Raw genomic sequence first — 23,333 nt, 5'->3', positions numbered from 1 at the left:
CGCGGGCGGCGCTCGCTCTAACAGGCGCTGCATACCTTGTGGCAAACACCTGTCAGCCCTGATGCGATCCCCGTGGGGCTTGCCGGCGATGAGGCCCGCCCAGGCAATACAAGACAGTTGCCCCCACAAGGCCGGGGCCTTCTCTACAAACCCTGCGCACTCGCGTAAACTGCCAGCCTTCGCGCAGCCTAGGGCTGCCCCTGTCGATTTACCAAAGGTGCCCGCCATGCCCTGGCTGCAAGTACGCCTGGCCATCAGCCCGGAACAAGCCGAAACCTACGAAGACGCCCTGCTTGAAGTAGGCGCCGTTTCTGTCACGTTCATGGATGCCGAAGACCAGCCGATCTTCGAACCCGACCTCAATACCACCCCGCTGTGGTCGCACACCCACCTGCTGGCCTTGTTCGAAGCCGATACCGACGCTGAGCAGGTGTTCGCCCACCTGCGCCTGCTGACCGGCGCCGAACTGCCCGAGCACCAGGCCGAAGTGATCGCGGACCAGGACTGGGAACGCAGCTGGATGGACAACTTCCAGCCCATGCGCTTTGGCCGCCGCCTGTGGATCGTGCCCAGCTGGCATGACGCCCCCGAGAAAGACGCGGTCAACCTGCTGCTCGACCCGGGCCTGGCCTTCGGCACCGGCACCCACCCCACCACCGCCCTGTGCTTGGAATGGCTCGATGGCCAGCAGCTCGAAGGCACCCAGGTGCTGGACTTCGGTTGCGGCTCGGGCATTCTGGCCATCGCCGCCCTGCTGCTCGGCGCCCGTGAGGCGGTGGGTACCGACATCGACGTGCAAGCCATCGAGGCTTCCCGCGACAACGCCCAGCGCAATGGCATCGCCGACGAGAAACTGGCCCTGTACCTGCCAGAGCACATGCCGGCGATGCAGGCCGACGTGCTGGTCGCCAACATCCTTGCCGGCCCGCTGGTGTCGCTGGCCCCGCAGCTGTCCGGGCTGGTTCGCCCAGGTGGCCTGCTGGCACTGTCGGGCATCCTTGCCGAGCAGGGCGAGGAGGTGGCCGCAGCCTATGCCGCCGACTTCGACCTGGACCCGATCGTCGTGCGCGATGGCTGGGTGCGCATCAGTGGTCGGCGCCGCTAAGCGGGCCTAGAATACTTTTCTGCACAGCTCCCGGATTGCCGCATGACCGACAGTTTCGTCACCCAGTGCCCGCATTGCCAGACCAGCTTTCGCGTCACCCACCACCAGCTGAGCGTAGCGCGCGGCGTGGTGCGGTGCGGCCATTGCCTGCAGGTGTTCAACGCCGCCAAGCAGTTGCTGGAGCAGAACCGCGCTGCCAGCACCGCGCCAGCGCCGGCGGTGGCGCCTGCTGCCCCGGCGGCGCCAGCGCTGCCCGACGCCGTGGCGACAACGCCTGCCCCGCCCGAGGCGGCCAGCAGTGCGCCCACCCCTGCGCCAGGGGAGGACTGGGCCGTCACCGCCGAGGCGCTCGATGCCCTTGACCTCGACAAAGAGCTGGAGCGCCTTGAGCGGCGTGGGGGGCCGGCGCAGGCACGCGCCGCCCGGCAGGATGACGGGTTGCAAGCGCGGCGCGATGAGGGGCATGCCGACGAGCCTGTGGACGACCTGTTCGGCACGGCAACCGATGACCCCCTCGAGCCGCCACTGCAGGCACAGCCTGCGCCAGTGCTGCTGACGCCAGAGCCACAGGCGCCAGACCTGCAGCCTGCCCCTGGCGAGCGCACCGAACCGGTACTGGGCAGCAATTTCGACCTGGACTTCGACGACCAGCCGCCCGTGCAGCGCACTGGCGAAATCGATGAGCCTGAAACACTCGGCGAACCGCTGCACACTGACGATGACGACATCCCGGAAAAAGGCCTGAGCGCGCGCGACGATGAACCGCTGCCACTGCAGCTGTCGGCGCGGGACGACGAGCTTGGCGCACCGCTGCCCGGTGAGCGCCTGGAACCCGGCCTTGCCGGCAAGCCCGAGCGCGCACCGCGCAAGGAGCCGCTGGTCGACGTGGTCGACGACCCCCTGCAACTGGGCTGGGAAAAGCCTGCGCCCAACTGGGGCAAGCGGATCCTGTGGGGCGTGCTGTCTTTGCTGGCCGCCGGCCTGCTGGCCTTCCAGTACGTGTGGTTCCACTTCGACGAAATGGCCCGCCAGGACCAGTACCGGCCCATGTTCCTGCAGCTGTGCCCGCTGGTCGGCTGCCAGGTGCCCACCCGTGTCGACATTGGCCGGATCAAGAGCAGCAACCTAGTGGTACGCAGCCACCCGGATTTCAAAGGCGCGCTCATCGTTGATGCGATCATCTACAACCGTGCGCCATTTGCCCAGCCATTCCCGTTGCTCGAACTGCGCTTCGCCGACCTCAATGGCCAGTTGATCGCCAGCCGCCGCTTCAAGCCCAGCGAATACCTGTCGGGTGAGTTGGCGGGGCGTGGCGAAATGCCCAGCCAGACGCCGATCCACATAGCCCTGGACATCCTCGACCCCGGCCCGAAGGCGGTCAATTACAGCCTGAGCTTCCGCTCACCGGAATAAGCGGCAAGCTTCAAGCTACAAGCTACAAGACGAAGCAGGCCGGCTGTCGGCTTGCTTGTCTTGTGGCTTGCAACTTGCCGCTTGTCGCCAGCCCCGGTTGTTCAGATTTTATCCAGTTCCATCTTTATCCGGTCACCGAGAGCGGGTATCATGCCAACCCTTTTTCGAACTCCAAGATTCGGCCCCACAACAGGGATCACCTATGTCGGCGGTACGCATCGGCCAATACACGCTACGCAACAACCTGATCCTCGCGCCCATGGCCGGGGTCACGGACCAGCCTTTCCGTACACTTTGCCAGCGCTTGGGCGCAGGCATGGTCGTGTCGGAAATGGTCAGCAGCGACATGAACCTGTGGAACAGCCGCAAGTCGAGCCTGCGCCGCATCCATGAGGGTGATCCCGAGCCGCGCTCGGTGCAGATCGCCGGCGGTGATGCGCAGATGATGGCAGCGGCAGCACGGGCCAATGTCGAGGCAGGCGCCCAGATCATAGATATCAACATGGGCTGCCCGGCAAAAAAAGTCTGCAACAAAGCTGCAGGCTCTGCTTTATTGAAGGATGAAGCCTTGGTCCACGAAATTCTCCACGCCGTGGTCGGCGCCGTGGACGTTCCGGTGACCCTGAAGATCCGCACCGGTTGGGACCGGGCGAACAAAAACGGCCTGAACGTGGCGAAAATCGCCGAGCAGGCCGGCATCCAGGCGCTGGCGGTACATGGCCGCACACGCGCCGACCTGTACACCGGCGAAGCCGAATACGACACCATCGCTGCCATCAAGCAGGCGGTGTCGATCCCGGTTTTTGCCAACGGCGACATCACGTCGCCCGAAAAGGCCCGGGCGGTGCTGGATGCCACCGGGGTCGATGGCCTGCTGGTTGGCCGGGCTGCCCAGGGGCGGCCATGGATCTTTCGCGAGATCGAGCATTACCTGCGCACCGGCGAACACCTGCCGGCGCCGCAGCTGGACGAAGTGGAACACATTCTGCTGCAACACCTGGCCGCGCTGCATGCCTTCTATGGCGATGTGATGGGCGTACGTATCGCCCGCAAGCACGTTGGCTGGTACCTGGCAACACGACCCGGCGGCAAGGAGTTTCGCTCCCGGTTCAACGCTTTGGAAGACACACAAGCGCAGTGCGCCAACGTTCGCGGGTTTTTCAGCGAACGTCGACAGAGCCTTGAGACAGAGGACGGACAAGGGGTGGCCGCATGACGATGATGACCGAGAATTTTGTGAGTGGAACAACGCCCGTGAGCGACAACGCCAACCTGAAACAGCACCTGAACACGCCGAGCGAAGAGGGCCAGACCCTTCGCGACAGCGTCGAGAAGGCGCTGCACAATTACTTCGCCCATCTGGAAGGCGCGACCGTCACGGACGTCTACAACCTGGTGCTCTCCGAAGTGGAGGCCCCCCTGCTCGAAAGCGTCATGAACTACGTGAAGGGCAACCAGACCAAGGCCAGCGAGATGCTCGGGCTGAACCGAGGCACGCTGCGCAAGAAGCTCAAGCAGTACGACTTGCTGTAACACAGAATCCCAACCAGAAAAGGCGGCTCCCTGAACAGAGGCGCCTTTTTTGCTGACTCCACCGCGTTATTGGAACCCGAAATGACCGACCAGACTACCCGCCTGCCAGTCCGCCGCGCCCTGATCAGCGTCTCCGACAAGACCGGTATCCTCGAATTCGCCCGTGAGCTGCAACAGCTCGGTGTCGAGATCCTGTCCACCGGCGGCACCTACAAGCTGCTCAAGGACAACGGCGTTGACGCGGTGGAAGTGGCTGACTACACCGGCTTTGCCGAAATGATGGACGGCCGGGTCAAGACCCTGCACCCGAAAATCCACGGCGGCATCCTCGGTCGTCGCGGTACCGACGACGCCATCATGAGCGAGCACGGCATCAAGCCGATCGATCTGGTGGCAGTCAACCTGTACCCGTTCGAAGCCACCATTTCCAAGCCTGGCTGTGACCTGCCGACCGCCATCGAGAACATCGACATCGGCGGCCCGACCATGGTCCGTTCGGCAGCCAAGAACCACAAGGACGTGGCCATCGTGGTCAACGCCAGCGACTACGCCGGCATCGTCGAAGGCCTCAAGGCCGGTGGCCTGACCTACGCCCAGCGCTTCGACCTGATGCTCAAGGCGTTCGAGCACACCGCCGCCTACGATGGCATGATCGCCAACTACATGGGCACCATCGACCAGGCCCAGCAGACCCTGTCCACGGCTGCACGCAGCGAATTCCCGCGCACCTTCAACAGCCAGTTCGTCAAGGCCCAGGAAATGCGCTACGGCGAGAACCCGCACCAGAGCGCGGCGTTCTACGTAGAAGCCAAGAAGGGCGAAGCCAGCATCTCCACCGCCGTGCAGCTGCAAGGCAAGGAACTGTCGTTCAACAACGTGGCCGACACCGACGCCGCGCTGGAGTGCGTGAAGAGCTTCGTCAAGCCGGCCTGCGTCATCGTCAAGCACGCCAACCCGTGTGGCGTGGCCGTGGTGCCGGAAGACGAAGGCGGCATCCGCAAGGCCTACGACCTGGCCTATGCCACCGACACCGAGTCGGCATTCGGCGGCATCATCGCCTTCAACCGTGAACTGGACGGCGAAACCGCCAAGGCCATCGTCGAGCGCCAGTTCGTCGAAGTGATCATCGCCCCGAAAATTTCCCAGGCGGCGCGCGACGTAGTGGCTGCCAAGCAGAACGTGCGCCTGCTGGAATGCGGCGAGTGGCCAGCCGAGCGCGCTGCGGGCTGGGACTTCAAGCGTGTCAACGGCGGCCTGCTAGTGCAAAGCCGTGATATCGGCATGATCACTGCCGATGACCTGAAGATCGTTACCAAACGTGCGCCAACCGAGCAGGAAATCCACGACCTGGTATTCGCCTGGAAAGTGGCCAAGTTCGTCAAGTCCAACGCCATTGTCTACGCCAAGCAGCGCCAGACCATCGGCGTGGGCGCTGGCCAGATGAGCCGCGTCAACTCTGCCCGCATCGCCGCCATCAAGGCCGAGCATGCCGGCCTGCAGGTACAGGGCGCGGTCATGGCCTCGGATGCGTTCTTCCCGTTCCGTGACGGCATCGACAATGCCGCCAAAGTGGGTATCAGCGCCGTGATCCAGCCGGGTGGTTCGATGCGTGATGCAGAAGTCATCGCCGCGGCTGACGAAGCGGGCATCGCGATGGTATTCACCGGTATGCGTCACTTCCGCCACTAATTACGCGGCCCCCGGGCAAGCGGCGATCCTGTGGGAGCGGGCGCGCTCGCGAATACGATGGTGAATTCACCGCCGCATTCGCGGGCACGCCCGCTCCCACAGCGTTCCCCGCCCGCCTCGGGGTCACCTGAATCGAGGTTTTGACATGAAAGTTTTGATCATCGGCAGCGGCGGCCGTGAGCACGCCCTGGCCTGGAAAGTCGCGCAGGACCCACGCGTAGAAAAAGTCTTCGTTGCCCCAGGCAACGCCGGCACCGCCATCGAAGCCAAGTGCGAAAACGTCGCCATCGATGTGTGCGCCCTGGAGCAACTGGCCGACTTCGCCGAGAAGAACGTCGACCTGACCATCGTCGGCCCGGAAGCGCCGCTGGTCATCGGTGTGGTCGACCTGTTCCGCAGCCGCGGCCTGGACTGCTTCGGCCCAACCAAGGGCGCGGCCCAGCTGGAAGGCTCCAAGGCCTTCACCAAGGACTTCCTGGCACGCCACAAGATCCCGACCGCCGACTACCAGAACTTCACCGAGATCGAGCCGGCGCTGGCCTACCTGCAGGAAAAAGGCGCGCCGATCGTGATCAAGGCCGACGGCCTGGCCGCGGGCAAAGGCGTGATCGTCGCCATGACCCTGGACGAAGCCGAAGCCGCCGTGCGTGACATGCTGGCTGGCAACGCCTTCGGCGACGCCGGTTCGCGTGTGGTGATCGAGGAGTTCCTCGACGGCGAAGAAGCCAGCTTCATCGTCATGGTCGATGGCCACAACGTACTGCCGATGGCAACCAGCCAGGATCACAAACGCGTCGGTGACCAGGACACGGGCCCCAACACCGGCGGCATGGGTGCCTACTCCCCTGCCCCGGTGGTTACCGCCGACGTGCACCAGCGCGTGATGGACCAGGTGATCTGGCCCACCGTGCGCGGCATGGCAGAGGAAGGCAACGTCTACACCGGCTTCCTGTATGCCGGCCTGATGATCGACAAGGCGGGCAACCCCAAGGTCATCGAATTCAACTGCCGCTTCGGTGACCCGGAAACCCAGCCAGTCATGCTGCGCCTGGAGTCGAGCCTGGTGCTGCTGGTAGAAGCGGCCTTCGCCAAGGCGCTGGACAAGGTCGAAGCCCAGTGGGATCCACGCCCGAGCCTGGGCGTGGTACTGGCCGCTGGCGGTTACCCGGGCGACTACGCCAAGGGCGACGTGATCAACGGCCTGGACGCTGCAGCGCAGATCGAAGGCAAGGTGTTCCATGCCGGTACGTCGCTCAAGGATGGCCAGGTGGTCACCAACGGCGGCCGCGTGCTGTGTGCCACCGCCATGGGCAGCACCGTTGCCGACGCGCAGCAGCAGGCTTACCGCCTGGCCAAGGAAGTCAGCTGGAACGGCAGCTTCTACCGCACCGACATCGGCTACCGGGCCATTGCCCGTGAGCGCGGTGAACACCAGCAGTAACCACTACCGGCACGCCGGGGTGCCCTGTGCACCCGGCGCCCGGCTCGTCGACAAGGCCCGCCATGGGCCTTGCCTTCGGCTTGGTGCGCCGCGCATAGTTGATACCCGGCACATCGGCCAAGAAGGGATTTCGTAGTGCGTCGGCTTCGGATTGCCTCAGCTCTTATCGTCAGCTTGCTGACCTTGCTCTGCATGTTCCCGGCTGCGGCCGATCATGGCGGGGGCTGGTCGGTGCTGCTCGATGAACAGGCCAACCTGCAACTGAGCGACGTGCGTTCCGAGCGCTACCGTAACCAGTTCAGCCCGCTGATCCTTGCCGAACTGGATGCCGCACCGGCAGAACAAGCCCTGTGGCTACATTACCGCCTGGAACCGGGCGACCAGGAACAATTGCTGCGGGTTTTCGCCCCGGACCTTTCTGGCCTGGACCTCTACGCCCTCGAAGGCGACCAACTTCTGCGTCAGCTGCACCACGGGCGCCAGGCCGGCAATGCCAGCCCCACCCTGCGCGGCAGCGACCATGTACTCCCCCTGCCCAACAGCAAGCAACCGGCGGACATCTACCTGCGCCTGGTGTCCGAACACCAGCTGCGCCCGGCCATCAGCCTGGAGCCCGCCGCCCAGGCCGCCGCCGACCAGCGCCAGCCGCTGCTGTTCGGCATGCTGTTCGGCGGTTTGGTGATGCTGATCCTGCACAACCTGATCCGCTTCCTCTACAGCCGCTCCAGCACTTCCCTGGTGCTGGCGCTGTATCACGGCCTGATGCTGCTCAGCGGCCTCATCTTGCTGAACCTCAGCGGCCCGTGGTGGCATGTATGGCACAGCGCACAAACGCCCGCGGCCTACCTGACCCTGGTACTGGCGGGGCTGGCCGGGCTGTATTTCACCCAGCACTTCTTCTCGCCGTGCAATTCGCCCCGGCTGAACCGTTTGCTGCAAGGTGAAATGCTGCTGGTCGGGCTCAGCGGCCTGGTGCTGCTGTTCGTCGATACCCTGCCCCTCAACCTGATGACCTACGCCCTGATGGCGCTGGGCACCGTGAGCATGCTGCTGGTCAGCAGCTACCAGTGGTACAAGGGCTATGCCCCCGCCCGGCTGTTCTGCCTGGCAATGGTGCTGTTCAACCTGGGTGGCCTGGTGCTGTTGCCGGCCCTGCTCGGCTTTACCCGCACTTCCACGCCATGGCTACTGAGCATTTTGCTGGGCCTGGCCGTGGCCAGCGGCCTGCTGCTCAACCTGGCGGTCAGCGAACGCCTGCGGCGCATGAGTGAAGAGCGCTTCAGCGTCAGCCGGGCACTGGCTGCCAGCGATGCCGAAATCAACGCCAAAGCCGAGTTCCTGGCCAAGATCAGCCACGAAATCCGCACCCCGATGAACGGTGTGCTGGGCATGACCGAGCTGTTGCTGGGCACGCCGTTGTCGGTCAAGCAGCGCGACTACGTGCAGACCATCCACAGCGCGGGCAACGAACTGCTGACCCTGATCAACGAGATACTCGACATTTCCAAGCTCGAGTCCCGGCAGATCGAGCTGGATGATGTGCAGTTCGACCTCAACGCGCTGATCGAGGACTGCCTGAACATATTCCGCGCCAAGGCCGAACAGCAGAACATCGAGCTGATCAGCTTTACCCAGCCGCAGGTGCCACGGGTCATCAGCGGTGACCCCACGCGGCTGCGCCAGGCGTTGTCCAGCCTGCTGGAAAACGCACTGAAAAACACCGACCAGGGCGAGATCCTGCTGGTGGTGGCCCTGGATCAGCGTGGTGAAGTGCCACGCCTGCGCATTGCCGTGCAGGACAGTGGCGAGCCGCTGCCGGCCGCAGACCGCGAGGCCCTGCTGCAGGCCGAACTGCACAGCCACCATTTCCTCTCCAACAGCAAGCTGGGCGGCCACTTGGGGCTGGTCATCGCCAAGCAGCTGATCGGCCTGATGCAAGGTGAATTCGGCATCAAGAGCAGCACAGGCATGGGCAATACCCTCTGGCTGACCCTGCCGCTGGACCCTTCGCGCCTGGAACAGCCCCTGGCCGACCTCGAAGGCCCGCTGCGCGATGCCCGGGTGCTGGTAGTGGACGACAACGATACCTGCCGGAAAGTGCTGGTGCAGCAATGCAGTGCCTGGGGCATGAATGTCAGCGCGGTGCCATCAGGCAAGGAGGCCCTGGCCCTGTTGCGCACCAAGGCGCACCTGCGCGACTACTTCGACGCCGTGCTGCTGGACCAGAACATGCCCGGCATGACCGGCATGCAGCTGGCCGCCAAGATCAAGGAAGACCCCAGCCTGAACCACGACATTCTGGTGGTCATGCTCACCGGTATCAGCAACGCGCCCAGCAAAGTCATCGCGCGTAACGCCGGGGTCAAACGGATACTCGCCAAGCCGGTGGCCGGTTATACCCTGAAAACCACCCTGGCCGAGGAGCTGGCCCAGCGCGGCCGCGAGCAGGCGCTACCCGCCAGCCCGCCTGGGGTCCCGCAGGCATTGGACTTGCCAGCAGATTTCCGCGTACTGGTGGCCGAGGACAACAGCATTTCGACCAAGGTGATACGCGGCATGCTCGGCAAGCTGAACCTGCAACCAGACACCGCCAGCAATGGTGAGGAAGCCCTGCAGGCCATGAAAGAAAGGCATTACGACCTGGTCTTGATGGACTGTGAAATGCCTGTGCTGGACGGTTTCTCGGCCACCCGGCAGCTGCGCGCCTGGGAAGCCGCCAACAAGCGCCAGCGCACCCCAGTGGTGGCGCTGACGGCGCATATTCTTGCCGAGCACAAGGAGCGCGCGCGGCTGGCCGGCATGGACGGGCACATGGCCAAGCCGGTGGAGTTGTCGCAACTGCGCGAACTGATTCAGTACTGGGCCAGCCAGCGCGAAGCCGCGACCGACCCGGCGCACATTTCCTGACCTGCCGGCGCAGGCCCACCACAGCCCCAGCCCACGCCAACCGACTTTGCCAAGGACCCGCGCTCATGCTCCATGAGTTGTTCAGCGTCTACCTGAAAATGCTCGTGCTCTACAGCCCGTTCTTCGTGCTGTCGTGCTTCATCAGCCTGACCCGTGGCCACTCCAGCAAAGAACGCAAGCAACTGGCGTGGAAGGTAGCCTTTGCCGCGCTCATCGCCAGCGTGCTGCTGTACCTGTTCGGCCGGGCGATCTTCGGCATTTTCGGCATCACCGCTGACGCCTTCCGGATTGGCGCGGGCAGTGTGCTGTTCATTTCTGCGCTGGGCATGGCCCAAGGCAAGTCCGCGGTGCAGGCCGACAACGTGCAACAGGACGTCACCATCGTGCCGCTGACCATCCCGTTGACCGTCGGGCCCGGCACCATCGGCGCCCTGCTGGTAATGGGCGTCAGCCAACCGCACTGGGGCGACAAGTTGCTGGCAATCATCGGCATTGCCTTGGCCAGCTTCACCGTGGGTGTGGTGCTGTACCTGTCGCACCGCATCGAGCGCCTGCTCGGTGACCAGGGCTTGCAGATCGTCAGCCGGCTGATGGGCCTGTTCGTCTGCGCTCTGGCTGCACAGATCATCTTCACCGGCATCAAGGGCTACCTGGCACCTTAAAGGCCGTATTCGAGAATACGGTTCAACGAGGCTTGCACCACCCGCTCCTGCACTTTGCCCAAGAAGCTGTTCTCGAACGCCAGCACATTGAACCGCACCAGTTCCGCCCGCACCACCCGGTGGCTACGCTTGTGGCTGAGAAAGCCGGCCTTGAATGCCGCGTGGCTGTCGACCTCATGGTAAAGCACCATGTCGACCCGGCCGGCACCGGCGGGCGCGCATGGCAGTAGCTGGAAATGCTGGCGCTCGTATGCACACCGTTCCAACTCACGCAGCACCGAGGGCTGCCTCAACAGTTTCCGGATGGAGAGCCCGGTTGCCGTTGCATAGCGCTCCCCCGCCTTGGCAGCGATGGTTTCCAGAACCTGATCGGTCTGTTTGGCACGGCGCGGGTCGGGACAATGCGCCTGCTCGGGAGACACCGAGTCCCAGCCCATGAACTTGAGCTGGTTGCGGTAGTAGTCGAACCAGTTCTCGATCAAGCCCTCCCTGTAGGCTGTTTGCGTGGCCCGCTCGGCCAGCGCCAGGGCCAGCTTCACCTTGCTCGCCTGGGCTGCGTCCATTCCTGGCAAGAACGACACGATACCGGCTCCGATTACCGCAGGGGCAACGTTCGTCATGGTGTTGCCCCCACTACTGGCGCATAAGGGTCGAAGCGGTAGTCACCCTGGGCATTCCTGTCCTCCATCAGCGCCTGCAGCGCAGTGCGCTGGTGCTCGAAGCGCCCGTTATCCAGTGCCAGGGAAATACCATCGAATTCGGCTTCGCCCCTGAGTCCCTGCTCGCTCAGCAGCACATTCAAGGGCACGGCAGAAATACGCTCGTCGACCTGCAGCGTGATGCTGCAAAGATCGAGGGTCGGCCCGGCCTTCAGCAGCCCCACCTCCACGACCAGTCTGGACCGCTGGCCCTGCTCCTGGGCGCTGAACCTCAGCAAATGGCCAACACCCTGGGCAGAGCGGCGCAGGCCTGCCCTTACCGTGGTCAGCAGGGCTTCGGGGCTGATCGCGCGCATTTTCAACCAGGCTTCCAGCGGCTGGAGCTGGGTGCTGCGAACGGGTTGCCCCAGCTGTTTGAGGTCGTGGGTGCTGGCCAGCTTGATCCAGCCCAATTGGCGAAATGCCTCGCGGTTGGCCGCGTACCAGGCGTCATACTGCTCGAAACGCGACCCGGCGTGCTTGTTGGCCACCAGCTGGGCGTACAGTATCGAGTCGAAAGCGGCCTGGCGCAGTATTTCGCCCGCCCTCTGCGGGTAAACCAACGCCGTGCCACCGATCAGCATCAGTTGCTCGGATGCTTTATCCATGTGTGTTGCCTCATTTCAAGGAGAGTCGAAAAGGCGGCATCGGCGAAATGCCGCCAGGCAATCAGATGTCGTACTGCAGAACGTTCTCGACGCTGCGCACGCCCAGTTTGTTTTCCACGGTTTCGCGCACTTTGTCGTAGACGAAGTTGTTGAGGGTGAGCACCGCCGTACCGGCGTAGTAGCGGCTCTTGTTCAGCTTCCACTGGATGCCCAGCACGTCGTCGTCCAGCTGCGGGGCAGACGCCTGGATGCAACTGATCACCATGACCACATCACCTTGCTCGGTCTCGATGCACGCAGCCAGGCCGACCATGCCCCGGGACTTGTTCTTGCGCTTGTGGTCGAGCACTTTGGCGTCGCTCTCGACGGTGGCCATCTTGTCGAAGGCCTTTTTGGCCAGGCTGCCCAGTTGGGTGCCGCCCAACATTGCGTTGCCGGCAACGGCAATAGCACGTACAGCAATGGCGCCGACGGTGACCGAAAGCTCGGCCGATGTTTCCTGCTCGAAGCTGCGCTTGGGGATGGTGAAGCCCAGGTCACGCATCACATCGATGAGCTTGTCATACCACTCCCTGCTCTGCTTTTCGGCATCGAAGGCTTTGTCCGCCACCAAGGTGGCAAAGTGGTATGCATTCTTGCAGTCATGGCGGCTTTGCACGGACATACCCGCGCCACAGGCAAGCAGGTTGCCTTCGACCAGGACGGCGGCGTCGCGGGTAGTGGCTTGTGTTTCAGACATCGGGAAGCTCCTTGGTGGTTACCCCTGAATCAGGGGCAGCCACCTTAGCCAGCGTGCTCGCAAGACAGCGCGCTGAAGGGTTTCCGCGGCAGCTAGCTGGCCGAAGGGTACCAACGTGGCGTGTAGGCCCACACCCCACCCGTGAGGCGAGGAAACACGCAGGTTGTGGAGGAGCCCACCAGCACCATGGTGCGCATGTCGACCATTTCTGGCAGCAGCTCGGCCAATGTGACTACCTTGAGCGTCTGCCCCGGCCTACCGATATCACGCCCCAGGACTACAGGCGTGTTGCCAGCACGGTGCCGCCGAACCACCTCGAGCGCCACGCCGAGCTGATGCGGCCTCGAGCGGGAAATCGGGTTGTAGAATGCCAACACCAGGTCAGCCTGGGCGGCCAGGTCCAGGCGCTTCTCGATGATGGACCAGGGTTTGAGGTTGTCCGACAGCGACATCACGCAGAAGTCATGGCCCAGCGGTGCACCTGCCTGGGCAGCGGTCGCCAGCGAGGCGGATACCCCCGGCAGGATCTCCAGGTCGACCCGGTGCCACGCCGGGTCGGTCGACGCGTGCAGCGCTTCGAGCACTGCCGCCGCCATGGCGAACACCCCCGGGTCGCCCGACGACACCACCACGACCGAACGGCCTTGGGCCGCCAGCTCGAAGGCATGCCTGGCGCGTTGCATCTCTTCGCGGTTGTCGGTGCAGTGCAGCACCTGGTCGCTACGGAACGGCCCGGCCATGCGCACATAGGTTTCATAGCCAAGCACGTCCTGCGCCCGGGCCAACTCCGCCTTGACCGCTGGCACCATCAGTTCGGCAGCGCCCGGCCCCAGGCCGATAACGGCCAAACGGCCGCGGCGGCGGCCCAGCCGCTCCACCTCGACCGGGGCGGGAGCCACCGCGATGACCACGTCGCCCTGCCCGATCAGTTGGGCACCGGGCAATGCCGCCGCCAGCATGCTGGCAACATCGCCTGGCTGGGCCACGAAGCGCAGGGCAACCCCCAAAGCCTGCGTCGCTTCGTGCAGGGTGGTGTCGGCCATGGCGTGCTCGCCCGCCAACACACAGGCCACAGCTGGCTCGGCGATGCCGGCCTGCTGCAAGGCAGCACGGATAGTGTGCAGCGCGCCGCCTGCAACCCCCACCACCACCGAGCGCGGGTGGATCAGCAGCTCGTCGCGGCTGGCCGGGCGCGCCAGGTGCCCCACATGAATGGTGCGCCGGGCCACCTCGCTGGCGGGCAATTGCGCCTGCTGCAACCAGGGCGCATGCCCCTCGACCCGCACCGACTCGCCAGCCAGCAGGTCGGAAACAAAGCGCTTGCCTTGCTCGACATCAGCCAGGGCATAGCCTTGCGGCGGGTTCAGCAGGCAGGTGCCGAAACGCAGTTCGCCGCTGGTCGTGATGGCGGCGGCAACACCCAGCGCCGCGCCGATTTCCCGCGCCATCACGTTCACCCCGCCCAGGCCACCGAGCAATGGCACCACCGCACTGCCATCTTCAGCCACGGCCAGCACCGGCGGTTCGCTGCCCTTCTCGCTGAGCAGGGGCGCCAGGCTGCGAATGACGATACCGGCTGCGCACAGCGCAATGATCGGGGTGGCTTGCTGGTACAGCGCCCGCAGGGTGTCGCCAAAGGCACTGTAGTAGCAGTCGGCGCCCTCCACGCGGCCCTGCAGGCCATGGATCAAAGCCTGTGGATAACACTGCTGGATGCGCTGTGCCGTCAACAGGCTGCCCGGCCCGAGAATGACGATGGCCGGTGCCGGGTTCATGGTCAGCCCTGCCATTTTTCCCCCGGCACGATGATCAGCGAAAAGTACGGCGACGACAGCGGGTCGACCTGGTCCAGCGGCACGATTTTCTGGTTGGCCATGGTCGCCCGTTCCACGTACAGCGCGCGCCCGTCCAGGCCAAGCTCGGCCAGCACGTCGCGGACCTTGGGGAAGTTGCGGCCAAGCTTCATGATCACCGCCGCATCGGCGTCGGCCAGGCGGCGCTTCAGCTCATCGGCCGGCAACACCCCCGACAGCACGGACAAACTCTGGTTGCGGTACACCAAGGGCGCGCCCAGCACCGAAGCGCCCCCCAGCATGGAGCACACGCCAGGAATCACCTCGGCCTCATAACGCTGTGCCAGGCGGTCGTGCAGGTACATGTACGAGCCGTAGAAAAACGGGTCGCCTTCGCAGATCACCGCCACGTCACGGCCGGCATCCAGGTGCTCGGCCACTAGCACGCTGGCTTCGTCGTAGAAGTCGCTGATGACCTGTTCATAGGACAAAGGCGCCGGCAGGGCTTCGGTGGTCACCGGGTAGACCAGCGGCAGCAGGGTCTGGGCAGGCTGCAGGTGCGCCTCGATGATGCCGAAGGCATTGCCACGCTTGCCCTTGGCCACGAAGTAGCCGACCACCGGGGCCTCGCGCAGCAGGCGCAGGGCCTTGACGGTGATCAGCTCGGGGTCGCCGGGGCCTACGCCCAGGCCCAGCAGTCGTCCACGCGGCGCCATCATTCCACCTCCGTGGCCAGGGCGTTGACCGCGGCAGCGGCCATTGCGCTGCCGCCCAGGCGGCCTTGCATGATCACGAACGGCACGCCGCGGCTGTCGGCAGCGAGCATCGCCTTGGACTCGGCAGCACCGACGAAGCCGACCGGGAAGCCGAGGATCAGCGCCGGCTTGGGCGCACCGGCGTCGAGCATTTCCAGCAGGTAGAACAGGGCGGTGGGGGCGTTGCCGATGACCACCACGCTGCCCTCCAGGTGCGGGCGCCACAACTCCAGGGCCACAGCCGAGCGGGTGTTGCCGGCCTCTTTGGCCAGGCCAGGCACGCTGGGGTCACGCAGGGTGCAGATGACCTGGTTGTCGGCTGGCAGGCGGGCCCGGGTGATGCCCTCGGCGACCATGTGCGCATCGCACAGGATCGGTGCGCCGTTGCGCAGCGCTTCGCGCCCGGCATGGCCAGCGCCTGCAGAGAACTGCAGGCCATCGATGGCTTCGACCATGCCACAGGCGTGGATCACCCGCACGGCGAGCTTTTCGAGGTCTGCGGGGATCCGCTCGAGCCGGGCTTCCTCGCGGATGATCCGGAAGGAATTGCGATAGATCTCCTGACCATCGCGGATGTAGTCAATCATCAAGGTGCTCCGTCGGCAGGTCGAGCATGGCGCCTGCTTCATTCAAGGTAAGGTCGGTGCCGCGCAGGGCGCCAAAGCCTGGCTGGCACGCGTCACGCAGGTACAGGTCATAACGGCCCGGTGAACGGGCCAACAGGGTGGCCGGGGCAACGTGGGCCACGGCGCAGGAACGGGGGCAGCCAGACAAGTGCACGCTGCCCGGGGCGCCAGGGCCGAGCAGCGCGGCCAGGGCCACGGCATCGCCCTTGGTCTCGCCCAGGGCCTTGGCGCAGCCGCTGCTGCCGGTGCAGGCGCTGATACGCGCCAGCGGCTCATCGACGTGGCAAAGCAGGCCCAGGGCAGACAACCCGGCCTGGGCCTGCTCGATGTGCTGCGCCGGCAGGTTGGTCAGCACCAGGCTTTGCCATGGGCTCAGGCGCAGGCTGCCGTCGCCCAGCTCACGGCAGACCTGGGCGACGCCGCGCAGCATGGCCGGGGTCAGGCGGCCCTGCGCCGGGGCAACGCCAAGGGCCAGGCCGCGGGCCTGGGGCAGCTTGCCCAACCACACGGGAGCAGACTGGTGCCGGCGCCAGCCGAGCACGGCAGCGTCGCGGCGGATATCCAGAGGCAGGCCTTCGACAAACTCGCCGGCCGGGCAGGCCTCCAGCAACTGGCGCATGCGCGAATGCGCGGGGCTGGCCAGGTCGAGGAAACGGTCGAGCACGGCACGCACCAAGGCCAGGCCATCAGCCAGCGGCACCGCACCCAGCACTTGGCCATCTGCCGGGCAACCCGCCAGGCCGAACGCCAGCCAGGTTTGCTGGCCCAGGCGCAAGGCCGACAACCACAGGTCGTGAGGGTGTTCGAGCATGGCCAGGGCTTCGCCGGCATCGAGCTGCACGGCGAACTTGGCTGACAACTGGTGGAAGCGCGGGGTGCTTTCGAGCAGGTCGAGAATCTGCCCGGCCAGGGGCCGTGCATCCAGCAGCATGGCCGGATCATGCCCGGCCAGCGGGCTGAGCATCAGGTTGCGCACATCGTCGCCTGCCGCATCGCGCGGGCCCAGGCCTGCCGCGAGCAAGGTCTCGACCAGGGCGTGGTGTGCATTGCCGATGCCGCGGATCTGCAGGTTGCCGCGGTTGGTGGCCTCGATCACGCCGCCGGCGAAACGCTCGGCAGCGGCGGCTACCGCATCGGCCTGGTCGGCCAGCAGCAGGCCGCCCGGTAGTTTGATCCGGCAGATACCGCCATCGCGGGCACTGACGATGCGCCACAACCCCGGGCAAGCCGAGGGACGTGGGGTAACAGCGGGGGCATCGGCCTGGGTCAATGGAGTATCCGGCAATCTGTGAAAGTGCGCTTGAGTGTAGAAGGCGCGGTATTATGCCTGCTTTGGCCGGCGGCATGAAAAGCCGGTGGTCGAGCATCATTCGGGTTTGAGCAGAAATTCTGGGGCGCTGTGCGCCCCAGAATCTTTAAGAGGTATGAATGACACCCTGGCTGACAGTAGTAGGCATCGGCGAAGACGGCTTCCCTGGCTTGGGCAAACAAGCCCGGCGCGCCCTGCTGGGCGCCACGAAGATCGTCGGCAGCCCCCGCCAGCTGGCCCTGCTGCCGCACTGCACGCGCGCTGAACAACTGCCCTGGCCCAGCCCATTCTCGCTGAACCCGGTACTGGCCCTGCGTGGCGAGCCGGTGTGCGTGCTGGCCAGCGGCGACCCCATGTTCTACGGCGTCGGGGCCAGCCTGGCGCGCCTGGTGCCCGCGGCCGAAATGCGCGTGCTGTCGATGCCCTCCTCCTGCGCCCTGGCAGCGGCCCGCCTGGGCTGGCCACTGCAGGACCTGCACGTGGTGTCACTGGTGGCGCGGCCGCTGGCTGCCCTCAACGCCCACCTGTACAGCGGCCTGCGCCTGCTGGTGCTGAGCAACGATGGCGACAGCCCGGCGGCCATCGCTGCACTGCTCTGCGAACGTGGCTTCGGGCCCAGCCGCCTGCAGGTGTTCGAGCACCTCGGTGGCGAAGCCGAACGCATGCTGGTCGGCACTGCCCAGGACTGGCCGCACACCGATATCGCTGCACTCAACCTGGTGGCCATCGACTGCCAGGCCACGCCCCACGCCCCCCGTCACCATCGCCTGGCCGGGCTGCCCGACAGCGCCTTCCGCCACGACGGCCAACTGACCAAGCGCGATGTCCGCGCCATGACCCTGGCGCGCCTGGCACCGCAGCCAGGCGAACTGCTGTGGGACGTGGGTGCTGGCTGCGGCTCGATCGGTATCGAATGGATGCGCGCCCACCCGGCCTGCCGCGCCCTGGCCATCGAGGCCGACGAAGGCCGCCAGGGCTTCATCGAACATAACCGCGATGCGCTGGGTGTTCCCGGCCTGCAGCTGGTTCGCGGCAAGGCGCCGGCAGCGTTGCATGGGCTGGAGCCGCCCGATGCCATTTTCATCGGCGGCGGCGTCACCCGCGAAGGGGTGCTCGACCTGTGCTGGGCCAGCCTGCGCCCTGGCGGGCGCCTGGTGGCCAATGCGGTGACCCTGCAAAGCGAACTGGCCTTGGCGCATTTTCGCCAACAGCACGGCGGCGAACTGACCCGCGTGCATGTCGCCCATGCCCAGCCACTGGGCGCGTTCGACACCTGGCGCCAGGCGCTGCCGATCACCCTGCTGGAAGTGCAGAAACCCGTCGATGCGTGAAGAAACCCGCGAACAGCCCGCCCCACTGCGCAGCGGCCTGACTACCGGCAGTTGCGCCACCGCCACCAGCCTGGCGGCAGCCAAGCTGTTGCTCACCGGGCAGCGTGACGACGCCGTGGCTATCACCCTGCCCAAAGGCAAGGTGGTGCAAATGCGCCTGGAATTCTGTCGCCTGGTGGGCGAATGCGCCGAAGCCGGGACGGTCAAGGATGCCGGCGATGATCCCGACGTGACTCATGGTGCGCTGCTGTACACCCGGGTGCGCCTGCTGGGCGAACCGGGCGTGCGTTTTGTCGCTGGCAGCGGCGTCGGCACCGTGACCCGCCCGGGGCTGGTGCTGGCGGTCGGTGAACCTGCCATCAACCCGGTGCCCCGGCGCATGATCAGCGAGCACCTGCAGCGCCTGGCCGATGAGTGTGGCCACCCTGGCGGCTTCGAGGTCACGGTCAACGTGCAGGGCGGTGAACAGCTGGCGCTAAAGACCATGAATCCGCGCCTGGGCATCCTCGGCGGCCTGTCGATCCTCGGCACCAGCGGTATCGTGCGGCCATTCTCCTGCGCCGCCTATATAGCGTCGATCCACCAGGGCATCGACGTGGCTCATACCAACGGCTACACCCACATCGCCGCCTGCACCGGCAACGCCAGTGAAGACACCATGCGCCGTGTCTACGGCCTGCCGGAAATCGCCCTGATCGAAATGGGCGACTTCGTCGGCGCGGTGCTCAAGCACCTGCGCAAGGTGCCGGTGCCGCGCCTGACCTTATGCGGCGGCTTTGGCAAGATCAGCAAGCTGGCTGCCGGGCACATGGACCTGCACAGCCGCCATTCCAGCATCGACCTGCCGCAGCTGGCCGGCTGGGCAGCGGCGATCGGTGCTGACACAGCCCTGCAAGCCGCGATCATCGACGCCAATACCAGCCAGCAGGCTCTCGCACTGGCGCATGCGGCCGGTATCGCGCTGGGTGATGCGGTGTGCGCCCATGCCTTGGCGTTTGCCCGCAGCGTGGTGCCGGCGGCAGTGCAGGTGGAAGTGTTCGCCATCGACCGCCAGGGCGGCATTGTCGGCAAGGCTGGCGTGGCATGACCGCCCGTATCCTGCTGCTGGGTGGCATCACCGAGGCCCTGGCCATCGCCCGCCGCCTCGGCCCGCAGCATGTCTACAGCCTTGCCGGTATCGGCCGTGTGCCGCAGGACCTGCAATGCCAAGTGCGGGTCGGTGGCTTCGGTGGCGCCGAAGGCCTGGCGCGCTACTTGCGCGAGTCGGGCATTACCCTGCTGATCGACGCCACCCACCCCTATGCAGCACAGATCAGCGGCAATGCCGCCCAGGCCGCACGCAGCGCCGGCATCCCCTGTTGGGCCCTGCGCCGCCCGGCCTGGCAGGCGCAAAAGGGGGATGACTGGCGCGAAGTGGCAGACTGGGCGCACTTGATCGCAGCACTGCAGCCGTTTCGCCGGCCGCTGTTTACCCTGGGGCGTGAGCCGCTGCAGCACCTGGACGAAATTCCGCCACAGCAGTTCTGGACCTTGCGGGCACTGGAGGCCTGCCCCGGCAATGAGCGCTGCGAGGTGATCGGTGCGCGCGGGCCGTTTGTTCTCGAGGATGAACGGGCATTGTTCCAGCGGCGCAGCATCGACGTGTTGATCAGCAAGAACAGCGGCAGCGTGGCGACCGAACCCAAACTGGAAGTGGCGCGTGAGCTGGGGGTGCCGGTGCTGGTCCTGAAACGCCCGGCGTTGCCAGCGGTGGACCGTGCATTCGACACGCCGTTGGCGCTGCTGGCCGCGCTGGGCCTGCACTGACAGCTTTTTCAGATTTTTCCGTACGCCCTGCAAGTGGCCCAGTAGCGCCCCGCTGCCTTACACTCAGCACCTCCCCCTGGAAGGCGCAACCCATATGGAAATGCAATGGTGGATCTGGCTGCTGTTCGGCATCGGGCTGATCCTGCTGGAACTGGTCCTGCCGACATTCTTCATCCTCTGGTTCGGCATCGGTGCCGTGCTGGTCGCGCTGGTTGCCCTGGCCGCGCCCACCCTGGCCCTGGACATGCAGGTACTGCTGTGGGTAGTGCTGTCATCGGCCACCACCGTGCTGTGGTTCAAGCTGTTCCGGCGCAAGCAGCCGGATGTGCGCTGGACCGCCGACAGCGTGATCGGCGAAGTGGGCCTGCTGACCGCCGCGGTGTCGGAGTTCCACAAGGGCCGCGTGCGCTTCCAGAAGCCGATCCTCGGCAATGAAGAATGGACCTGCATCGCCGACAACGAAATCGCCGCCGGCGAGCGGGTGCGCCTGACCGCCATCGAGGGTAATACCGCCCGCGTCATCCGGGCCTGAAACCGCACAAAAAGGAATTTTGCATCATGACCAGCCTCATCGTCGTTGGCGCCATCGCGCTGTTCGTTCTGATCACCGTGTTCAAGGGGGTTCGCATCGTACCCCAGGGCGAGGAATGGATCGTCGAGCGCCTGGGCCGCTACCACAGCACCCTCAAGCCCGGCCTGAACATCGTCATCCCGTACATGGATGTGGTCGCCTACCGCCTGCCCACCAAGGACATCATCCTCGATGTGCAGGAGCAGGAAATCATCACCAAGGACAACGCGGTGATCGTCGCCAATGCCCTGTGCTTCGCCAAGGTGGTGGACCCGCAGAAAGCCTCGTATGGCGTACAGAACTTCTCCTTCGCCGTCACCAGCCTGACCATGACCTCGCTGCGCGCGATCGTCGGTGCGATGGACCTGGACGAAGCACTGTCCAGCCGCGAGCAGATCAAGGCTCGCCTGCGCGAGGCGATGTCCGAGCAGACCGAAGACTGGGGCGTGACCGTGCGTTCGGTGGAAATCCAGGACATCAAGCCCTCGGAAAACATGCAACTGGCCATGGAGCGCCAGGCTGCCGCCGAACGGGAGCGCAAGGCCGATGTGACCCGTGCCGAAGGCGCCAAGCAAGCGGCCATCCTGGAAGCCGAAGCGCGCCTGCAAGCCGCCAGGCTGGACGCCGAGGCGCAAATCAGCCTGGCCGAGGCTTCGGCCCGGGCTATTTCGTTGGTCAAGGAAGCCGTGGGCAACGAAACCGTGCCGGCCATGTACCTGCTGGGTGAGCGCTATGTCGGGGCGATGGAAAACCTGGCCGGTAGCAACAATGCCAAGGTGGTGGTGTTGCCGGCGGACCTGCAGGAAACCGTGCGTGGGCTGATGGGGCGTGGCAAGGCTTGATAGCACCACGCGCTGCGTCACTTCACCGCACCCCGCGTATTTACCTATACTCCGCCTTACAATACCCACCACGATTCCTGACCGGATCTCTCTATGCCCCCACGTCGGCACATCGCCTGGATAGCCTGCCTTGCAGTGCTGTTCAACCTGCTGGCCATGCCGCTGTCCTCTGCCGCGCCCAAGGGCCCGGCCGAGCAGCTGCTGTGGGGGGCCTTCTGTTCCAGCATGGCCAACAAGGCCAAGGTCGATGTCCAGGCACTGGCCAAGATCGACCTGGGCCCGCAAAGCGACGACAGCGCCGCCTTGATGAACTGCTGGTGCTGCTCTGGCGCCGCGCCGCTGTTGGCCCTGCCCGCATACCCGCCGCAATTGCACAACCCGCCGACACTGTTCGCCGGGCTGCTGCTGCCACCGGCTGACTATCAACCCACGCCGCGCCAGCTCTGGCCTGCGTTAAACCCCCGTGCCTCTCCGCTGGCCTGAGTTCCGTCGTTGACTGCCTGAACCTGAAACAGAACGGAGATTCACCATGCTCAAGCACGCCCTCGTCCTGGCCGCCCTGATGCTGCCTGGCGCTTTCGCCAATGCCCACGAATACAGCGTGGGTGACCTGCACATTGCCCACCCCTGGTCGCTGCAGTTGCCACCCAATGCGCCCAACGTGGCGGCGTATTTCGTGGTGCACAACAACGGCCAGGCCGACGACCGCCTGCTCAGCGTCAACAGCCCGATCAGCGATGATGCGCAACTGCACGAACATGCCATGAGCGCCAACGGCGCCATGAAAATGCAACAGGTACCCAGCGTGGTGGTGCCCGCCGGCAAGGACCTGACCTTCGCCCCCAGTGCCTACCACGTGATGCTGATGCAGCCCAAGGATCGCAGCCTGCTGGTCGATGGCAAGCGCTTCCCGTTGACCTTGCACTTCGAGAAGGCCGGCGATGTCACCGTCGAAGTGGCCGTGCAGAAGCAAGCGCCAGCGAACCAGCCGCAAGCGCACGAACACGCACACTGACCGCAGCTGACAGGCGCTGGCCATGAGCCTGCCCTACCCCCGCATGCGCCGTACCACCCGCCCTGACCGCAGGCGCGCCGGTGGCGGATGGCTGAGCCTGTTCGCCATGTGGATGATCTTCATCGGCCCGCTGATTTCCCAGGCGATGCCGATGAACCATCACGCCGGCATGGCCATGCCGATGGACATGCCCATGCCGGCTGCCCATCAGCACGCTGGCGACAGCCATCACGGCCACGGCAGCGACGGCCAGCTGCATGTGATGTGGGAAAAGTGCGGCTACTGCAGCCTGTTGTTCAACTGCCCGGCCCTGCCCCAGGCCCTTAGCCCACTCAGCGCCGGCAGCGTCGTCCCCACCAGCCACCTGATTGCACCCACGCACCAGGGCCATGCCCGGCAGGCTGTATTCCCCGGTGCGCGCAGCCGTGCACCGCCTTCCTCGATCAGCACCTGAACCGACGTTTTGTGCACGAAGCCCGCGAGCTTCGCG

At 65.4% G+C, this 23,333-nt stretch carries 23 protein-coding genes; 16 read left to right on the top strand and 7 right to left on the bottom strand.

What is annotated here, in order from left to right; all coding sequences use genetic code 11:
- The first annotated feature begins 226 nt into the window (after positions 1-226).
- The 8 genes from prmA (at position 227) to EGJ22_RS18455 (ending at position 10,750) form a co-directional block, all read left to right on the top strand.
- Complete coding sequence (gene prmA, locus EGJ22_RS18495) at positions 227-1,105, top strand: 50S ribosomal protein L11 methyltransferase (RefSeq protein ID WP_064314460.1); 879 nt, start codon at positions 227-229, stop codon at positions 1,103-1,105.
- Positions 1,106-1,147: 42 nt separating this feature from the next.
- On the top strand, positions 1,148-2,518 hold the full coding sequence (locus EGJ22_RS18490) for a DUF3426 domain-containing protein (protein ID WP_029885373.1): 1,371 nt from the start codon (positions 1,148-1,150) through the stop codon (positions 2,516-2,518).
- Between the two features lie 202 nt (positions 2,519-2,720).
- Positions 2,721-3,734 (top strand): tRNA dihydrouridine synthase DusB, encoded by a 1,014-nt coding sequence (gene dusB / locus EGJ22_RS18485; RefSeq protein WP_029885374.1) that lies wholly within the window; start codon positions 2,721-2,723, stop codon positions 3,732-3,734.
- On the top strand, positions 3,731-4,051 hold the full coding sequence (gene fis, locus EGJ22_RS18480; protein ID WP_003249693.1) for a DNA-binding transcriptional regulator Fis: 321 nt from the start codon (positions 3,731-3,733) through the stop codon (positions 4,049-4,051). The genes dusB and fis overlap by 4 nt, the downstream gene beginning before the upstream one ends.
- Before the next feature lie 81 nt (positions 4,052-4,132).
- Entirely contained in the window at positions 4,133-5,740 is a 1,608-nt protein-coding gene (gene purH, locus EGJ22_RS18475) for a bifunctional phosphoribosylaminoimidazolecarboxamide formyltransferase/IMP cyclohydrolase (RefSeq protein WP_009683258.1), read from the top strand.
- A 145-nt stretch (positions 5,741-5,885) separates the two neighbouring features.
- Entirely contained in the window at positions 5,886-7,181 is a 1,296-nt protein-coding gene (gene purD, locus EGJ22_RS18465) for a phosphoribosylamine--glycine ligase (protein ID WP_029885375.1), read from the top strand.
- 135 nt (positions 7,182-7,316) lie between these two features.
- The gene (locus tag EGJ22_RS18460; protein ID WP_029885376.1) at positions 7,317-10,088 is read left to right on the top strand and encodes a hybrid sensor histidine kinase/response regulator; all 2,772 of its coding nucleotides are present in this window, start codon (positions 7,317-7,319) and stop codon (positions 10,086-10,088) included.
- Between the two features lie 65 nt (positions 10,089-10,153).
- Positions 10,154-10,750, top strand: coding sequence for a MarC family protein (locus EGJ22_RS18455; RefSeq protein WP_009683262.1), 597 nt, complete (start codon positions 10,154-10,156; stop codon positions 10,748-10,750).
- On the opposite strand, the gene EGJ22_RS18450 is transcribed toward EGJ22_RS18455, so the two are convergent.
- The 7 genes from EGJ22_RS18450 to cobG all read right to left on the bottom strand — a co-directional run bounded on the left by EGJ22_RS18450 (position 10,747) and on the right by cobG (position 17,254).
- A complete protein-coding gene (locus tag EGJ22_RS18450) occupies positions 10,747-11,370 on the bottom strand; it encodes a hypothetical protein (RefSeq protein WP_029885377.1) in 624 nt (207 codons plus the stop codon). The two genes, EGJ22_RS18455 and EGJ22_RS18450, sit on opposite strands and share 4 nt — an antisense overlap.
- Positions 11,367-12,056 (bottom strand): hypothetical protein, encoded by a 690-nt coding sequence (locus EGJ22_RS18445; RefSeq protein WP_029885378.1) that lies wholly within the window; start codon positions 12,054-12,056, stop codon positions 11,367-11,369. The genes EGJ22_RS18450 and EGJ22_RS18445 overlap by 4 nt, the downstream gene beginning before the upstream one ends.
- A 61-nt stretch (positions 12,057-12,117) precedes the next feature.
- Complete coding sequence (locus EGJ22_RS18440; protein WP_009683265.1) at positions 12,118-12,795, bottom strand: hypothetical protein; 678 nt, start codon at positions 12,793-12,795, stop codon at positions 12,118-12,120.
- Between the two features lie 92 nt (positions 12,796-12,887).
- Positions 12,888-14,585 carry a precorrin-3B C(17)-methyltransferase gene (cobJ, locus tag EGJ22_RS18435; protein ID WP_064314458.1) on the bottom strand — a complete coding sequence of 566 codons (1,698 nt, stop codon included), beginning with the start codon at positions 14,583-14,585 and terminating at the stop codon, positions 12,888-12,890.
- The gene (locus tag EGJ22_RS18430) at positions 14,573-15,307 is read right to left on the bottom strand and encodes a precorrin-2 C(20)-methyltransferase (protein ID WP_029885698.1); all 735 of its coding nucleotides are present in this window, start codon (positions 15,305-15,307) and stop codon (positions 14,573-14,575) included. Before EGJ22_RS18430 ends, cobJ begins: the two co-directional genes overlap by 13 nt.
- Positions 15,304-15,930, bottom strand: coding sequence for a precorrin-8X methylmutase (locus EGJ22_RS18425; protein ID WP_009683269.1), 627 nt, complete (start codon positions 15,928-15,930; stop codon positions 15,304-15,306). Before EGJ22_RS18425 ends, EGJ22_RS18430 begins: the two co-directional genes overlap by 4 nt.
- Positions 15,923-17,254 (bottom strand): precorrin-3B synthase, encoded by a 1,332-nt coding sequence (cobG, locus tag EGJ22_RS18420; RefSeq protein WP_029885699.1) that lies wholly within the window; start codon positions 17,252-17,254, stop codon positions 15,923-15,925. The genes EGJ22_RS18425 and cobG overlap by 8 nt, the downstream gene beginning before the upstream one ends.
- Before the next feature lie 143 nt (positions 17,255-17,397).
- On the opposite strand from cobG, the gene EGJ22_RS18415 reads away from it, so the two are divergent.
- The 8 genes from EGJ22_RS18415 to EGJ22_RS18380 all read left to right on the top strand — a co-directional run bounded on the left by EGJ22_RS18415 (position 17,398) and on the right by EGJ22_RS18380 (position 23,297).
- Positions 17,398-18,609: a bifunctional cobalt-precorrin-7 (C(5))-methyltransferase/cobalt-precorrin-6B (C(15))-methyltransferase gene (locus EGJ22_RS18415; RefSeq protein ID WP_029885700.1), complete on the top strand. Its 1,212-nt coding sequence runs from the start codon at positions 17,398-17,400 to the stop codon at positions 18,607-18,609.
- Positions 18,602-19,696 carry a cobalt-precorrin-5B (C(1))-methyltransferase gene (locus EGJ22_RS18410; protein ID WP_029885701.1) on the top strand — a complete coding sequence of 365 codons (1,095 nt, stop codon included), beginning with the start codon at positions 18,602-18,604 and terminating at the stop codon, positions 19,694-19,696. The genes EGJ22_RS18415 and EGJ22_RS18410 overlap by 8 nt, the downstream gene beginning before the upstream one ends.
- Entirely contained in the window at positions 19,693-20,415 is a 723-nt protein-coding gene (locus tag EGJ22_RS18405; protein ID WP_029885702.1) for a cobalt-precorrin-6A reductase, read from the top strand. The genes EGJ22_RS18410 and EGJ22_RS18405 overlap by 4 nt, the downstream gene beginning before the upstream one ends.
- A gap of 94 nt (positions 20,416-20,509) precedes the next feature.
- Positions 20,510-20,947 (top strand): NfeD family protein, encoded by a 438-nt coding sequence (locus EGJ22_RS18400; protein ID WP_125920333.1) that lies wholly within the window; start codon positions 20,510-20,512, stop codon positions 20,945-20,947.
- A 26-nt stretch (positions 20,948-20,973) separates the two neighbouring features.
- Positions 20,974-21,828, top strand: a complete 855-nt coding sequence (locus EGJ22_RS18395) for an SPFH domain-containing protein (protein WP_009683275.1) — start codon at positions 20,974-20,976, stop codon at positions 21,826-21,828.
- Between the two features lie 93 nt (positions 21,829-21,921).
- Complete coding sequence (locus tag EGJ22_RS18390) at positions 21,922-22,311, top strand: DUF2946 domain-containing protein (protein WP_029885704.1); 390 nt, start codon at positions 21,922-21,924, stop codon at positions 22,309-22,311.
- 46 nt (positions 22,312-22,357) lie between these two features.
- Positions 22,358-22,843, top strand: coding sequence for a copper chaperone PCu(A)C (locus EGJ22_RS18385; RefSeq protein WP_029885705.1), 486 nt, complete (start codon positions 22,358-22,360; stop codon positions 22,841-22,843).
- Between the two features lie 22 nt (positions 22,844-22,865).
- Positions 22,866-23,297 (top strand): DUF2946 domain-containing protein, encoded by a 432-nt coding sequence (locus tag EGJ22_RS18380; RefSeq protein WP_009683278.1) that lies wholly within the window; start codon positions 22,866-22,868, stop codon positions 23,295-23,297.
- Positions 23,298-23,333 lie beyond the last annotated feature (36 nt).

The sequence above is a fragment of the Pseudomonas sp. p99-361 genome (assembly GCF_003935475.1).
GTDB classification, from domain to species: Bacteria; Pseudomonadota; Gammaproteobacteria; order Pseudomonadales; family Pseudomonadaceae; genus Aquipseudomonas; species Aquipseudomonas juntendi.
Note: the sequence above shows the minus strand (reverse complement) of the source record. Positions and strands in the feature narration are given on the sequence as shown.